Source organism: Enterobacter sp. WI-ESBL-E8 (genome assembly GCF_053364895.1).
This window is the reverse complement of sequence record NZ_JBRWXJ010000001.1, coordinates 3,021,290-3,036,242: the sequence shown is the minus strand read 5'-3', so window position 1 is coordinate 3,036,242 and position 14,953 is coordinate 3,021,290. Positions and strand designations below refer to the sequence as shown.

Here is a 14,953-nt window from a genome sequence, read left to right as displayed (position 1 = left end):
CGGCAGTGCCATGAAGGCATTTATAACGAGTCTGCGCAAAAGCGCAGAGGGACACGTGCAGCCTTTTTTCGCGCTGGTGGTCGGATTGCTGATGACGTCCTCGGCCGGCGCGGTGACGTCACAGTCCTTCAAAGTGAGCGCGACCATTGTACCGGGATGCGCGGTGGCCACCGGCAGCGGGGGGATGCTCGGTACGCTGGATTTTGGCAGCCATAACGGCGTCGAAACCGCACCGGTAAGCACCAGCTTTGTACCAAACGGGGCCTTATCCATCGCCTGTACGCCAGGCGTGGCGCTGAGCATGAGCATTAACGGCGGTCAAAATTATGCATCCGTTCGCCGCATGAAGCGCACGGACGGTGCCGACCTGGTGAGTTACCGGCTCTACAGCAGCAGCTCGCTGGCCGCGAACAGCGAAATTGGCGTCAACCAGGCAATACCGGTGACTTATACCAACAGCAATAACATCGCGCTGCCGCTTTTTGGCGTGGCGCTACTGACCGGGTTTAGCCCGGCAGGGACGTATTCCGATCAGCTCACTGTGACCTTGTCATGGTAATAAAGGGAGAGTGCCGATGAAGCCGTTTTTCAGACCTCTATGTCTGGCGGGCGCGTTGGGAATGGCGGCAGCCGGCCAGGCGCAGGCGGCAGCCACCATTCTGCTCTGGCCTATCGATCCGTGGCTTTCGGCAGACGCCAAAGCCACGGAACTGTGGATCCAGAACCAGGGAAACAGCGCGGCGACGATGCAGGTGCGCATTGTGCGCTGGAAGCAGGAGGACGGGCACGAGCGTTATACCGCGCAGCAGGACGTGGTGGCCAGCCCGCCCATCGTCACGATTGGCACAGGCAGTAAGCAGCTTATTCGTCTTATTAAACAGGCTACGGTTCCCGCAGGCGTTGAGCAAGCCTACCGCATTATTGTGGATGAAATCCCCCAGCCGGATGCCAAAGCCGAACCCACCATCGGCCTCAAATTACAGATGCGTTACTCCATTCCTCTGTTCGTTTATGGGCAGGGGATTCCGACAATAAAAGAGGGCGCGCATCACGCGCTGGCGGAGACCCAAAACCTGAGCTGGCGGGTGACGCAGGCGGGTGGACAACCTGCGCTGGAGGTCCGAAACCGGGGTGATGTCCACGTCAGGCTGAGCCAGGTGGCGCTGGAGCAGGGTGGGCAGAAACGCACGGTCGCGGAGGGATTGCTGGGTTACGTGCTCCCGGGCAGCACCCGCAGCTGGCCAATACCCGCTGGCGTTCGTCAGCCAGAGCGGATGAGCGCGCAGATTAATGCCAGGGATGCACAATGGCAGTCGACCCCCGTCAACTGAAGCCGGCGATGATGATCCTGCTTTGCGTCACTTCCGCGGCCTGGGCTGAGCCCGGCGACGACAGTTTACCGCCCCCTCCCCAGGCGCAGGCGATAAACGACGAGGCGGTGTTCCAGCTTGCGCTCGTGCTGAACCACTACGATACCGGCCTGGTCGTGCCGGTGACGCAGCGTAAAGGCGCTTTCTTTATCTCCAGCGCCGATTTACTGCGCGCGGGGCTGCCCCCGGAGCATGTGCCAACCGGAGAGGTCAATCTCTCCTCGCTTGCCCGGGTGCGGGTAGAGTACGACAGCGCCGCGCAGCGCCTGCTGCTGACCGTTCCCCGCGACTGGGTCACCGCCCGCGCGACTCCCTTCAGCGCCCAAACGGCGCAGACTAAACCGCACTTCGGACGCGGCGCGCTGCTGAATTACGATTTCTACACCAACCACACGGAGCATATCGGCGGTCAGGCCTCGCTCTGGCACGAATTCCGCTACTTCAATGAGAACGGCTCGTTTTCCTCTACGGGCTATGCCCGGGAAAATTTCACCGGTAACCACGGCCAGCAGGAAGGGTATGTCCGCTACGACACGACCCTGCTGTACACGAATGAAGAGGACGCAATGAGCTGGAGCGTGGGGGACGTGATCTCCGATGCCCTGAGCTGGAGCTCCAGCGTGCGGATGGGCGGGGTAAGCGTCGGGCGGGATTTTTCCCTGCGCCCCGATCTGGTGACGTGGCCGCTGCCCGAGTTCTCGGGGGAAGCCGCGGTACCCACCTCGGTCGATCTCTTTATCAACGGCTATCGCTCCGGCTCAACCCAGCTTCAGCCGGGCCCCTTCACCCTGACCAATCTGCCCTATATTAACGGCGCCGGAAATGCGGTGCTGGTGACCACCGATGCGCTGGGGCGCCAGGTGAGCACCACGCTGCCGTTTTACGTCACCAGTGATTTGCTTAAACAAGGACTGAGCGACGGCGCCGTGACCCTGGGCAGCCTGCGGCGCAATTACGGCATTAAGAATTTCGACTACGGCTCGGCGGCCGGCAGCGGCTCGTATCGCTACGGGGTAACGGACTGGCTGACGCTGGAGGGCCACGCGGAGGGGGCGCAGGAGCTGGCGCTGGGCGGGGCAGGGACGGTAATAAAACTCGGGCAGCTTGGCGTGGTGAATACCGCCTACTCGCAAAGCCGCATGCGCGGGGATACGGGCGGGCAAATCAGCTGGGGTTACCAGTACAGCACCAGCGAGTTTAGCGTCGCGACCCAGCACACGCGCCGCGGCCGCGGTTTTGGCAACCTCGCTCTCTACGATCAGCCGACGGTCTATGACGAAAACGACAAACCCATCGCCAGCTTTAGCCGCAATACGGACCAGTATTCTCTGACCTTCAATCTGGGACAGTACGGCAACATTGGCGCGGCCTGGATTGGCGTTGAGAGCTTTGACAGTCAAAAAACGGAGCTGCTGAACCTCTCATGGAGCCGCAACCTGTGGGGGGCAAGCAGTATTTACCTTGCTGGCAGCCGGGACCAGCAGCGGGGAGACTGGACGGTCGCGCTGTCGCTGCAGGTCCCGCTGGGCGCGCGCGACAGCGCTGCCTTCACCGTTGAAAACACCCCGGACGCAGGCAGTACCCAGCGGATCAACTACAACCACTCTATGCCCTCAGACGGCGGGTTTAGCTGGAACATGGCGTGGGCCAACCAGTCGAGAGCCAGTGATTATCAGCAGGGCACGCTGGGCTGGCGCAACAACAACGTTGAGCTGCAGGGCGGCGCCTATGGCGAAAGGGACATGATGACCTGGTGGGGCGAGGCGATGGGTTCCGTTGTGCTGATGGACGGCGAGCTGTTTGCAGCAAACAAGATCAACGATGCGTTTGTGGTCATTAGTACCGACGGCCATCCGGATGTGCCCGTCAGCTATGAGAACCAGCCCGTCGGGAAAACAAACCGCAACGGTTACCTGCTGGTCAGCGGGGTCTCGGCCTATTACCCGGCAAGCTACCGGATTGATACCCTGAATCTGCCGGCGGATACCCAGCTGAAAGAGACCGAACGGCGCATTGCGATCCGCCGCCACAGCGGTTACCTGGTTGATTTCCCGATGGAGCAGGAGCGGGTCGCCAGCGTCATCCTGCATGATGCGCGCGGACAGGCGATTCCGGTGGGCAGCCAGGTGCGCAGGACCTCGCGCAGCAATGCGGTGGTGGGGTATGACGGCATCGCCTGGCTGGAAAATCTCAGCGATGTGAACCCGCTTGAGGTAATAACGCCTGACGGGAAGCGCTGCACGACCACCCTGAGCGTGGGGGCAAACCCGGAGCACAGACTGGAAACCTACGGTCCGCTGGTTTGTCGGGAGGGGCCATGAGGCGCCTGCTGCTGTGGGTGCTGCTGCTGTTCTCCGGCGGCGGCTGGGCGGCATGTACCGTCAGTACGGTCAATGCGTCGTTTGGCAGCGTCACGTCGTTCGCGCTCAGCGGAACCGGAGAGGTGGAAACGACCGGCACGCTGGTGGTGGCGTGTGATACCGTGCTCAACGTTCTGACCAACGACTCGGTGACGCTGAACTACACCGCGGCATCGGTGTCGGGCAGCAGTCGCGCGACCATGAAACGTACGGATAATGCGGCCATCGCGGACGTTATCCCCACCCGACTGTGCGGATTATCGGGCTGCGCGAGCAGCAGCGAGGTGCAGATAAGTAAATCGTATACCTGGAGCGGAAACACTCTGCTGGGATTGCTGGGGTCAAAGCAGTACAACATTCCGCTCTATTTTCGCACCGTCGCCGGGCAAAACGTCACCGCCGGGCCTTACCAGGTACTGTTGACGTTCAGCATCAACTACAGCGTCTGCGCGTTAGGCGTGGGAAGCCTGTGTACGAATCCCCAGACGGGAACTGCAACGACCACTATTCTGCTTAACATGACCGTTACCAACGACTGCAGCGCGATGACCACCCCGGACGTGAACTTTAACAGCGCGCCGCTGGTGCAAAGTTTCCCGACCGTCTCGCAGGCGATTGCTGTTACCTGTACCAAAGGCAGTACTTATACCATCGGCATTAATAATGGTGCTAACGCGCTGAACAACGTGCGGCGGATGGTGAGCGGCAGCAACTATATGAGCTACGACATCTATAAAGAAGCCACGACTAACCGCTGGGGCGGCAGCGGCACCGAGCGCTGGACCAGCGCGACGTCGTCGCAGGTCAGCACGGACGGTTTACTGCGCACCTACAACTACACCGCAAAAGTCCTGACCAGTCAGGCCACGCCCCCCGCCGGCACCTACACCGACACGCTGATTGTCGACGTGGCGTTTTAACCCCGCGCTTTTCCCTTTCTCAAATGTAAAGTTCCTGTGGGCAGTGCCGATAACACCGTTAATAAATCTATGAGAAGGTGTTGTATGTTGAACCGTATCCGCGTTGTCACAATGCTCATGATGGTGCTGGTCATTTTCGCACTTCTTCAGCTCATTTCCGGCGGGCTTTTTTTCTCGTCATTGAAACAGAACCAGGACAGCTTCGCGGCCTCGAACGATCTCCGCCTGCAGCAGAGTGAACTCACGTCGACGTGGGATCTGATGCTGCAAACGCGTATCAACCTGAGCCGCTCGTCCGCGCGCATGATGATGGACCCCAACAATCAGCAGAGCAGCGCGAAAACCGATCTGTTGAAAAATGCCCGCGCCACCCTCGCTGACGCCGCTAAACACTACGACGCCTTCAAAAAGATTACGCCGCAGCCTGCCATGGAGCAGGTGAGCCAGAATATTGATGAAAAATACAGCGCCTACCATGCCGGTCTGACGGAGCTGATTCAGTTCCTGGAGAGCGGCAACATGGACGCCTATTTCGCGCAGCCGACGCAAGGGATGCAAAACGCCCTCGGCGCGGCGCTTGGGGAATACGCGAAGGCCAGCGGTGACCTGTATCACTCGGCCTTTACGGAAAGCCAGAATGACTACCGTTTTGCGAAATGGCAGATGGCGGTACTGGCGCTGGCGCTGGTCATCGTGCTGGTTGCGGTATGGTACGGCATTCGCCATATCCTGCTGAATCCTCTCGGCCGCGTGATTGCCCACATTCGTGAAATTGCCGGCGGTGACCTGACCAAAACGCTGACCGTTTCCGGGCGCAATGAGATCACCGAGCTGGCAAACAGCGTTGACCATATGCAGCGTTCGCTTATTGAGACCGTCGCCAACGTGCGTAACGGGTCAGAGGCGATCTATACCGGCACCAGCGAAATCGCAATGGGGAATAACGATCTCTCTTCCCGCACCGAACAGCAGGCGTCCGCCCTGGAAGAGACGGCCGCCAGCATGGAGCAGCTCACCGCAACCGTGAAGCAGAACGCCGATAACGCCCGCCAGGCGTCTCAGCTGGCGGAAAGTGCCTCCGAGACGGCGCAGCGCGGTGGTCGCGTGGTGGATGGCGTGGTCAAAACCATGCACGAAATCGCCGACAGCTCGAAGAAAATTGCCGACATCATCAGCGTGATCGACGGCATAGCTTTTCAGACCAACATTCTGGCGCTGAACGCCGCCGTGGAAGCGGCGCGCGCGGGCGAACAGGGTCGCGGGTTTGCCGTAGTGGCCGGGGAAGTGCGTAACCTGGCCAGCCGCAGCGCCAACGCGGCAAAAGAGATCAAGTCGCTGATTGAAGATTCCGTCTCCCGCGTGGATACCGGCTCCGTGCTGGTGGAAAGCGCCGGGGAGACCATGAATGACATCGTGAATGCCGTTACTCGCGTGACGGACATCATGGGTGAAATCGCCTCTGCGTCCGATGAGCAGAGTCGTGGTATCGACCAGGTTGCCCTGGCGGTATCGGAAATGGATCGCGTGACACAGCAAAACGCCGCCCTGGTGCAGGAGTCCGCCGCGGCGGCCGCTGCCCTGGAAGACCAGGCGAGCCGTCTGAAGATGGCCGTCTCGGCGTTTCGTCTCGCTTCACTCGCTGGAAACACGGTCGCCCCGCAGGCGACGTATCGCGCGCCAGCCGTTGAATCGGCTGCCAACCGTACGCGTACCGCGACGACCGGACAAGATGAAAACTGGGAAACATTTTGACTGACAATTAAACCGCGGCTGCTTGCCGCTTGATGGGAGCGTGGATGTTAAATCGTATTCGTATCTCGACCACACTGTTTTTGATTCTGATCCTTTGCGGTGTGTTGCAGGTTGGCAGTAACGGGTTGTCTTTTTGGGCGTTTCGCGATGGCTATCAGAATTTGCAGGAAGTTGAGGCGAGTAACCAGCAGCGCTCCGCACTGGCACAAACGCGTGCCGTGCTGTTGCAGGCAAGCACCGCGCTGAACAAGGCGGGAACCTTAACCGCCCTGAGCTATCCGCCGGATGACATTAAAGCGCTGATGGCGACCGCGCGCGACAGCCTGAAACAGGCAGACGCACAGTTTAAGGCCTTTACGGCGCAGGCCGCCGACAGCGAGAAAGAGAAAGCGCTGAAGGCCGCCATGAAGACGAACTTTGACCAGTGGTACGGCGATCTGGACCACCAGGCGACCTGGCTTGAGAACAACCAGCTGTCGGACTTTATGACCGCGCCGGTTCAGGCCTCTCAGGCAGCGTTTGACGGCAGCTTTAACGCGTGGCAGCAGAATATTAACCAGACCGTTCAGCGTGCCGGTGAAGACAGCCGTAAAAGCTATCACATGTCCGGCGTCATCTTTGCCGCGGTTGTGATTCTGGCAGGGTTGCTGACCGGCGGGTCGCTGCTCTGGTCGCGCAGAATGATTGTGCAGCCGCTGGCGATCGTCAGCAGCCATTTCGACAGCATTGCGAAGGGGGACCTGGCGCGACCGGTGGCGGTGTTCGGCAGGAACGAAATTTCGGCGATCTTTGCCAGCCTGAAGGCGATGCAGGGATCGCTCAGGGAGACGGTATCCGACGTGCGTCAGGGCAGCTATGCCATGCACACCGGGATCTCAGAGATTGCGGCAGGTAATAACGATCTTTCATCCCGCACCGAGCAACAGGCGGCCTCGCTGGCGCAGACGGCGGCCAGCATGGAGCAGCTGACCGCGACGGTAAGCCAGAACGCCGATAATGCGCGTCAGGCGTCTGACCTGTCAAAACAGGCGGCGATGACGGCGAAGAAGGGCGGCGATCAGGCCTCTCACGTCGCCAGCACTATGCAGGAGATTGCCACCAGCTCGCAGAAAATTGGTGACATCATCAGCGTGATTGACGGTATCGCGTTCCAGACCAATATTCTGGCGCTGAACGCCGCGGTTGAAGCGGCGCGTGCCGGGGAGCAGGGGCGCGGGTTTGCGGTGGTGGCGGGTGAAGTGCGTAACCTGGCCAGCCGCAGCGCCAACGCGGCAAAAGAAATTAAGGTGCTGATTGAAGAGTCGGTTTCGCGCGTCCAGCAGGGCTCAACGCTGGTGGACACGGCGGCGAAAACGATGAACGAGATTGTCACCTCCGTCACGCGGGTAAACGACATCATGGGCGAAATTGCCTCTGCGTCGGACGAACAGCGTCGCGGCATTGAGCAGGTTGCCCAGGCTGTCAGCCAGATGGATCAGGTCACGCAACAAAACGCCTCGCTGGTCGAGGAAGCGGCAGCGGCAACCGATCAGCTGGCCAGCCAGGCGGATCGTCTGACCGGGCTGGTCGCGGTATTTAATGTGAAAGAGCACGTTGAAGCAGTAACAGAAGTCGGGCGGTCGCAGGCCGTGCCAGTTGTATCCTGAATGTAATTAAGAAGGCGCTATGACATCACCAATGCCCCCTGGGCAAACGTCATTATTGTTGCAGATGACACAGCGCCTCGCGCTGTCCGACGCGCATTTTCGTCGGATATGTCAGTTAATCTACCAGCGTGCGGGGATCGTGCTTGCGGATCATAAGCGAGACATGGTCTACAACCGTCTGGTGCGGCGCTTGCGTACGCTGGGGCTGGATGATTTTGGTCGCTATCTGAGCATGCTCGAGGCGAACCAGAACAGCGCTGAGTGGCAGGCATTTATTAACTCCTTAACCACCAACCTGACGGCGTTTTTCCGTGAAGCTCACCACTTCCCGGTACTGGCAGAGCACGCGCGCCGTCGCACCGGGGAGTACCGCGTCTGGAGTGCGGCCGCCTCGACGGGCGAAGAGCCTTACTCGCTGGCGATCACCCTTGCCGACACGCTGGGAATGACGCCCGGACGCTGGAAAGTTTACGCCAGCGATATCGATACCGAGGTGCTGGAGAAGGCGCGCAACGGTGTTTATCGCCAGGATGAGCTGAAAACGCTGTCGCCGCAGCAGCTGCAGCGTTATTTCATGCGCGGCACAGGCCCGCATGAAGGCCTGGTACGCGTACGCCAGGAGCTGGCGAACTGCGTCGAGTTCGCGCCCGTTAACCTGCTGGATAAGCAGTACAACGTGCCGGGGCCGTTCGACGCCATTTTTTGCCGTAACGTCATGATCTATTTTGATAAAACGACGCAACAGGACATTCTGCGTCGGTTTGTTCCGTTGCTCAAGCCTGACGGTTTACTGTTTGCCGGGCACTCGGAAAACTTCAGCAACCTCGCGCGTGAGTTTAGCCTGCGTGGGCAAACGGTATATGCGCTGAGTAAGGAAAAAGCATGAGTAAAATCAGGGTATTGTCTGTCGATGATTCAGCGCTGATGCGTCAGATCATGACTGAAATCATCAATAGCCACAGCGACATGGAGATGGTGGCGACAGCGCCCGATCCCCTGGTAGCGCGGGATTTAATTAAAAAATATAACCCCGATGTGCTAACGCTGGATGTCGAGATGCCGCGCATGGATGGCATAGATTTCCTCGAAAAGTTAATGCGTCTTCGGCCCATGCCGGTGGTGATGGTCTCCTCCCTGACCGGGAAAGGATCGGAAATCACCCTGCGCGCGCTGGAGTTGGGGGCGGTGGATTTTGTCACCAAACCGCAGCTCGGCATTCGTGAAGGGATGCTGGCGTACAGCGAAATGATCGCCGAGAAAATTCGCACCGCGTCGCGCGCGAAGCTTGCCGCCCACACGCCGCTGGCCGCGCCGGCAACCCTGAAGGCCGGCCCGTTACTCAGCTCGGAAAAACTGCTGGTCATTGGAGCGTCAACCGGAGGAACAGAGGCAATTCGCCATGTACTCCAGCCATTGCCGCTTTCAAGTCCGGGTATTCTGATCACTCAGCATATGCCGCCAGGCTTTACCCGTTCGTTCGCCGAACGCCTGAACAAGCTGTGCCAGATCAGCGTGAAAGAGGCGGAAGACGGCGAGCGCGTGCTTCCGGGACATGCGTATATCGCCCCGGGCGACAAGCATATGGAGCTGTCGCGCAGCGGCGCTAACTATCAGATCAAAATTCATGACGGACCGCCGGTTAACCGGCACCGTCCGTCGGTGGATGTGCTGTTTCATTCGGTGGCGAAACATGCGGGGCGCAACGCCGTTGGGGTGATCCTGACGGGGATGGGCAACGACGGTGCCGCCGGAATGCTTGCAATGCACCAGGCTGGCGCCTGGACGATTGCGCAGAATGAAGCAAGTTGTGTGGTGTTCGGCATGCCGCGCGAGGCCATCAATATGGGTGGCGTGAGCGAAGTGGTCGATCTTAGCCAGGTAAGCCAGCAGATGCTGGCGAAAATCAGTGCCGGACAGGCAATACGTATTTAAAGAGGAGTGTAGTTTTATGGCGGACAAAGAGCTCAGATTTTTGGTTGTGGACGACTTTTCCACCATGCGTCGCATTGTGCGTAACCTGCTGAAAGAGTTGGGCTTCAACAACGTTGAAGAAGCTGAAGATGGCGTTGATGCGCTGAACAAACTGCAGGCTGGCGGGTTTGGTTTTGTCATCTCTGACTGGAACATGCCAAACATGGACGGTCTGGAACTGCTGAAAACCATTCGTGCAGACGCGGCAATGGCCTCTCTGCCGGTTCTGATGGTTACCGCAGAAGCGAAGAAAGAGAACATCATTGCCGCTGCACAGGCGGGCGCAAGCGGCTATGTGGTGAAGCCATTTACCGCGGCGACCCTGGAAGAGAAGCTCGGCAAGATCTTCGAGAAACTCGGCATGTGAGGTGTTGGTCATGATGCAACCTGCTATGAAACCCGTTGAAGAACACTCGCCGAGCGACATCATCGTCCGCATCGGCAGCCTGACGCGCATGCTGCGCGACAGCCTGCGTGAGCTGGGACTGGATCAGGCGATTGCCGAAGCGGCGGAAGCGATTCCTGATGCCCGCGATCGTCTGGACTACGTGGTACAGATGACCGCCCAGGCCGCGGAGCGTGCGCTGAACAGCGTTGAAGCGTCACAGCCGCACCAGGATGCGATGGAAAAGGGTGCGAAAGCGCTGAGCAAACGCTGGGACGAGTGGTTTGAAAACCCGATCGAGCTGGCGGATGCCCGCGAGCTGGTGACGGATACCCGTCAGTTCCTGGGTGATGTGCCGGGTCACACCAGCTTCACCAACGCCCAACTGTTGGACATCATGATGGCGCAGGATTTCCAGGACCTCACCGGTCAGGTTATCAAGCGCATGATGGATGTGATCCAGGAGATTGAGCGCCAGCTGCTGATGGTCCTGCTGGAGAACATCCCGGAACCGGCAGCCCGTCCAAAACGCGAGAACGAAAGCCTGCTCAATGGTCCACAGCTCGACGCCAGCAAGGCGGGCGTTGTGGCAAGCCAGGATCAGGTAGACGACCTGCTGGACAGCCTCGGCTTCTGATGGTCCGTTCCGCCTCAGGAGGTTAACGCCCCCTGAGGCGGTTTGCGCCAAAATCACCGAAAAGAGCCCGAATAAACGGGCTTTTCCCGCCATTGGATTTCCGCTGCGCTGGCATGATACCCGTGACGTAATGGGCTGAGCATGCACTGTGGCAGAAGAGAACGACGACAAAACGGAAGCCCCCACACCCCACCGACTTGAAAAAGCGCGTGAGGAAGGGCAGATCCCCCGATCCCGAGAATTGACCTCCCTGCTGATCCTTATCGTAGGCGTGTGCATTATCTGGTGGGGCGGGGAGTCGCTCGCCCGCAAGCTGGCGGGAATGCTCTCAACCGGCTTACGGTTTGACCACAGCATGGTCAACGATCCGAACCTGATACTCAGCCAGATTATTCAGCTTATTAAAGGGGCCATGGTCGCGCTGCTGCCCCTGATTACCGGGGTTGTGCTGGTCGCGCTGGTTTCTCCGGTGATGCTCGGCGGTCTGGTTTTTAGCGCCAAATCGCTGCAGCCGAAATTCTCCAAACTGAACCCGCTGCCGGGCATTGCGAAAATGTTCTCTGCCCAGACCGGGGCCGAGCTGCTCAAAGCCATTCTCAAATCGGTGCTGATGGGCAGTTCCGCGGGGTTTTACCTCTGGTACCACTGGCCGGAGATGATGCGTCTTATCAGCGAGTCTCCCCTTACCGCGATGAGCAACGCGCTGAATCTGGTCGGGCTCTGCGCGCTGCTGGTGGTGCTCAGCATAATCCCGATGGTGGGGTTTGACGTGATCTTCCAGCTTTACACCCACTTCAAGAAGCTGCGGATGTCGCGTCAGGATATCCGTGACGAATACAAGCAGATGGAAGGTGACCCGCACGTCAAAGGGCGTATCCGCCAGATGCAGCGTGCCGCCGCCCGTCGCCGCATGATGGACGATGTGCCAAAGGCCGACGTCATCGTCACCAACCCGACACACTATTCCGTTGCGCTGCGCTATGACGAAAACAAAATGAGCGCGCCGAAGGTGGTGGCGAAAGGGGCGGGACTGATCGCGCTGCGCATCCGCGAAATTGGCACCGAACACCGCGTGCCGATCCTCGAAGCCCCTCCGCTGGCGCGTGCCCTGTACCGCCATGCGGATATTGGACAACAGATCCCCGGACAACTCTACGCCGCCGTGGCGGAAGTGCTGGCCTGGGTATGGCAGTTGAAGCGCTGGCGTCTGGCCGGTGGTCAACGGCCTGTGAAACCTGAGAACCTTCCGGTGCCTGCCGCGCTGGATTTTATGAACGAGAAGGACACTGATGGCTAATCTGGTGGCAATGTTGCGCCTGCCCGGCAACCTGAAATCGACCCAATGGCAGATCCTTGCCGGACCGATTCTGATCCTGCTAATTCTGTCGATGATGGTACTGCCGCTTCCGGCGTTCATCCTCGATCTGCTTTTCACTTTCAATATTGCGCTGTCCATTATGGTGCTGCTGGTGGCGATGTTCACCCAGCGTACCCTGGAGTTCGCCGCGTTCCCGACCATTCTGCTGTTCACCACCTTGCTCAGACTGGCGCTGAACGTGGCGTCCACGCGTATCATCCTGATGGAAGGCCACACTGGTGCGGCAGCGGCGGGTAAAGTGGTGGAGGCGTTCGGTCACTTCCTGGTGGGCGGCAATTTCGCTATCGGTATCGTGGTGTTCGTTATCCTCGTTATCATCAACTTTATGGTTATCACCAAAGGTGCAGGGCGTATCGCGGAAGTGGGCGCGCGTTTTGTGCTGGACGGGATGCCGGGCAAGCAGATGGCGATCGACGCCGACCTGAACGCCGGCCTTATCGCCGAAGATGAAGCCAAAAAACGCCGTTCGGAAGTGACGCAGGAGGCGGACTTCTACGGCTCCATGGACGGTGCGAGTAAGTTTGTGCGCGGCGACGCCATCGCGGGCATTCTGATCATGGTGATTAACGTGGTCGGCGGCCTGCTGGTGGGGGTACTGCAGCACGGAATGGACATGGGCCACGCGGCGGAAAGCTATACGCTGCTGACCATTGGTGACGGTCTGGTCGCTCAGATCCCGGCGCTGGTTATCTCCACGGCGGCGGGTGTGATTGTCACCCGCGTCAGCACCGACCAGGACGTTGGCGAGCAGATGGTGGGCCAGCTGTTCAGTAACCCGCGCGTTATGCTGCTGGCCGCTGCGGTTCTCGGCTTGCTCGGCCTGGTGCCGGGGATGCCAAACCTCGTCTTCCTGCTGTTCACTGCGGCTCTGCTGGGGCTTGCCTGGTGGATGCGCGGCCGTGAAATCAAACCGGCGGCGGAGCCTGTTCCGGTCAAAATGCCGGAGAACAACCAGGCCGTAGAAGCCACCTGGAACGACGTTCAGCTGGAAGATTCCCTGGGAATGGAGGTCGGGTATCGCCTGATCCCGATGGTCGATTTCCAGCAGGACGGCGAGCTGCTTGGCCGTATCCGCAGTATTCGTAAAAAATTCGCGCAGGATATGGGCTTTCTGCCGCCGGTTGTGCACATCCGGGACAATATGGACCTGCCGCCCGCGCGCTATCGCATCCTGATGAAAGGTGTCGAAATTGGCAGCGGTGATGCCTATCCGGGCCGCTGGCTGGCGATCAACCCGGGCACCGCCGCAGGCACGCTGCCGGGCGAACAAACCATCGACCCTGCCTTTGGCCTGGCCGCCATCTGGATTGAAAGCGCGCTGAAAGAGCAGGCGCAGATCCAGGGGTACACGGTTGTCGAAGCCAGTACCGTGGTGGCGACCCACCTTAACCACCTGATTGGGCAATTCTCGGCGGAGCTGTTTGGCCGTCAGGAGGCGCAGCAGCTGCTCGACCGCGTCACGCAGGAGATGCCGAAGCTGACCGAAGATCTGGTTCCGGGCGTGCTGACCTTGACCACGCTGCACAAGGTGCTGCAAAACCTGCTCGAAGAAAAGGTGCCGATCCGCGATATGCGCACCATTCTGGAAACGCTGGCAGAGCATGCGCCAATCCAGAGCGATCCGCACGAGCTGACGGCGGTGGTGCGCGTGGCGCTGGGACGCGCGATCACCCAGCAGTGGTTCCCGGGAACCGGGGAAGTGCAGGTCATTGGCCTCGATACGCCGCTTGAGCGTCTGCTGCTTCAGGCCCTGCAGGGCGGTGGCGGGCTGGAGCCGGGTCTGGCGGACCGCCTGCTGGCGCAAACGCAGGAGGCGCTTGCGCGTCAGGAGATGCTGGGCGCACCGCCGGTGCTGCTGGTGAACCACGCGCTGCGTCCGCTGCTGTCGCGCTTCCTGCGCCGCAGCCTGAACCAGCTGGTCGTGCTGTCGAATCTGGAGCTGTCGGATAACCGCCATATCCGCATGACGGCGACGATTGGAGGAAAATAATGCGTAAATGGCTATGGATTTTGCTCTTCCCGCTGGCGGCGCAGGCTGCCGGAGAAGGCACCTGGCAGGCAAGCAGCATGGGCGTGACGCTCAGCAACCGGGGCGTGGCGATGTCCTCTAACCCGCTGGCGTCTTCTGACGCGGTATCCGGCCTGATGGGCCTTGTGGTCTGGAACTACCGGCTGATTGGCCCAACGCCTGCCGGGCTGCGGGTGCGCCTCTGTTCTCAGACGCGCTGCACGGAAATCGACGGAGAAAGCGGTACGACGCAGGCCTTCAACGGCGTGCCGGCAATCGAACCTTTGCGTTTTATCTGGGAAGTGCCGGGTGGGGGACGTTTGATCCCGGCGCTGAAGGTGCAGAGTAATTCCGTCATCGTGAACTATCGCTAAATCCCGCCTGACCTGCAGCCATCAGCATTTCTGATGGCTGCCTCGCAAAAATAGACCTCTCATTTTGAACTAAAAGAAACGCTGTTTTATAAAACGGTGACACGCGTAATGATACTCTTTGCATTTTTGCCAGCCAGACCCTATTGGTGGCA

General features: G+C 59.6%; 13 protein-coding genes. All 13 read left to right on the top strand.

Annotated elements, in window-relative coordinates:
- Positions 1 to 10 precede the first annotated feature (10 nt).
- The 13 genes from ACWHWP_RS14445 (at position 11) to flhE (ending at position 14,801) form a co-directional block, all read left to right on the top strand.
- Positions 11 to 559, top strand: coding sequence for a Csu type fimbrial protein (locus ACWHWP_RS14445; protein ID WP_063431894.1), 549 nt, complete (start codon positions 11 to 13; stop codon positions 557 to 559).
- Between the two features lie 16 nt (positions 560 to 575).
- On the top strand, positions 576 to 1,331 hold the full coding sequence (locus ACWHWP_RS14440; protein ID WP_447855882.1) for a fimbrial biogenesis chaperone: 756 nt from the start codon (positions 576 to 578) through the stop codon (positions 1,329 to 1,331).
- Positions 1,307 to 3,691: a fimbria/pilus outer membrane usher protein gene (locus ACWHWP_RS14435; RefSeq protein ID WP_447855881.1), complete on the top strand. Its 2,385-nt coding sequence runs from the start codon at positions 1,307 to 1,309 to the stop codon at positions 3,689 to 3,691. Before ACWHWP_RS14440 ends, ACWHWP_RS14435 begins: the two co-directional genes overlap by 25 nt.
- Positions 3,688 to 4,650 (top strand): Csu type fimbrial protein, encoded by a 963-nt coding sequence (locus tag ACWHWP_RS14430; RefSeq protein WP_059312729.1) that lies wholly within the window; start codon positions 3,688 to 3,690, stop codon positions 4,648 to 4,650. The genes ACWHWP_RS14435 and ACWHWP_RS14430 overlap by 4 nt, the downstream gene beginning before the upstream one ends.
- An 84-nt stretch (positions 4,651 to 4,734) precedes the next feature.
- The gene (gene tar, locus ACWHWP_RS14425; RefSeq protein WP_059312730.1) at positions 4,735 to 6,402 is read left to right on the top strand and encodes a methyl-accepting chemotaxis protein II; all 1,668 of its coding nucleotides are present in this window, start codon (positions 4,735 to 4,737) and stop codon (positions 6,400 to 6,402) included.
- Between the two features lie 44 nt (positions 6,403 to 6,446).
- A complete protein-coding gene (tap, locus tag ACWHWP_RS14420) occupies positions 6,447 to 8,048 on the top strand; it encodes a methyl-accepting chemotaxis protein IV (RefSeq protein ID WP_059312731.1) in 1,602 nt (533 codons plus the stop codon).
- Positions 8,049 to 8,067: 19 nt separating this feature from the next.
- Positions 8,068 to 8,934, top strand: coding sequence for a protein-glutamate O-methyltransferase CheR (gene cheR, locus ACWHWP_RS14415; RefSeq protein WP_023312253.1), 867 nt, complete (start codon positions 8,068 to 8,070; stop codon positions 8,932 to 8,934).
- Positions 8,931 to 9,980, top strand: a complete 1,050-nt coding sequence (locus tag ACWHWP_RS14410) for a protein-glutamate methylesterase/protein-glutamine glutaminase (RefSeq protein ID WP_029741783.1) — start codon at positions 8,931 to 8,933, stop codon at positions 9,978 to 9,980. Before cheR ends, ACWHWP_RS14410 begins: the two co-directional genes overlap by 4 nt.
- 16 nt (positions 9,981 to 9,996) lie before the next feature.
- Complete coding sequence (gene cheY, locus ACWHWP_RS14405) at positions 9,997 to 10,386, top strand: chemotaxis response regulator CheY (protein ID WP_006176072.1); 390 nt, start codon at positions 9,997 to 9,999, stop codon at positions 10,384 to 10,386.
- Between the two features lie 10 nt (positions 10,387 to 10,396).
- Entirely contained in the window at positions 10,397 to 11,041 is a 645-nt protein-coding gene (gene cheZ / locus ACWHWP_RS14400) for a protein phosphatase CheZ (RefSeq protein ID WP_063957575.1), read from the top strand.
- A 148-nt stretch (positions 11,042 to 11,189) separates the two neighbouring features.
- Positions 11,190 to 12,338 (top strand): flagellar biosynthesis protein FlhB, encoded by a 1,149-nt coding sequence (gene flhB / locus ACWHWP_RS14395; protein WP_021240449.1) that lies wholly within the window; start codon positions 11,190 to 11,192, stop codon positions 12,336 to 12,338.
- The gene (gene flhA, locus ACWHWP_RS14390; RefSeq protein WP_047345946.1) at positions 12,331 to 14,409 is read left to right on the top strand and encodes a flagellar biosynthesis protein FlhA; all 2,079 of its coding nucleotides are present in this window, start codon (positions 12,331 to 12,333) and stop codon (positions 14,407 to 14,409) included. Before flhB ends, flhA begins: the two co-directional genes overlap by 8 nt.
- Positions 14,409 to 14,801: a flagellar protein FlhE gene (gene flhE, locus ACWHWP_RS14385; RefSeq protein WP_447855880.1), complete on the top strand. Its 393-nt coding sequence runs from the start codon at positions 14,409 to 14,411 to the stop codon at positions 14,799 to 14,801. The genes flhA and flhE overlap by 1 nt, the downstream gene beginning before the upstream one ends.
- Positions 14,802 to 14,953 lie beyond the last annotated feature (152 nt).

Coding starts and splice junctions, on each gene's coding strand:
- ACWHWP_RS14445 (WP_063431894.1), top strand. CDS start 11: ATGAAGGCATTTATAACGAGTCTGCGCAAAAGCGCAGAGGGACACGTG.
- ACWHWP_RS14440 (WP_447855882.1), top strand. CDS start 576: ATGAAGCCGTTTTTCAGACCTCTATGTCTGGCGGGCGCGTTGGGAATG.
- ACWHWP_RS14435 (WP_447855881.1), top strand. CDS start 1,307: ATGGCAGTCGACCCCCGTCAACTGAAGCCGGCGATGATGATCCTGCTT.
- ACWHWP_RS14430 (WP_059312729.1), top strand. CDS start 3,688: ATGAGGCGCCTGCTGCTGTGGGTGCTGCTGCTGTTCTCCGGCGGCGGC.
- tar (WP_059312730.1), top strand. CDS start 4,735: ATGTTGAACCGTATCCGCGTTGTCACAATGCTCATGATGGTGCTGGTC.
- tap (WP_059312731.1), top strand. CDS start 6,447: ATGTTAAATCGTATTCGTATCTCGACCACACTGTTTTTGATTCTGATC.
- cheR (WP_023312253.1), top strand. CDS start 8,068: ATGACATCACCAATGCCCCCTGGGCAAACGTCATTATTGTTGCAGATG.
- ACWHWP_RS14410 (WP_029741783.1), top strand. CDS start 8,931: ATGAGTAAAATCAGGGTATTGTCTGTCGATGATTCAGCGCTGATGCGT.
- cheY (WP_006176072.1), top strand. CDS start 9,997: ATGGCGGACAAAGAGCTCAGATTTTTGGTTGTGGACGACTTTTCCACC.
- cheZ (WP_063957575.1), top strand. CDS start 10,397: ATGATGCAACCTGCTATGAAACCCGTTGAAGAACACTCGCCGAGCGAC.
- flhA (WP_047345946.1), top strand. CDS start 12,331: ATGGCTAATCTGGTGGCAATGTTGCGCCTGCCCGGCAACCTGAAATCG.
- flhE (WP_447855880.1), top strand. CDS start 14,409: ATGCGTAAATGGCTATGGATTTTGCTCTTCCCGCTGGCGGCGCAGGCT.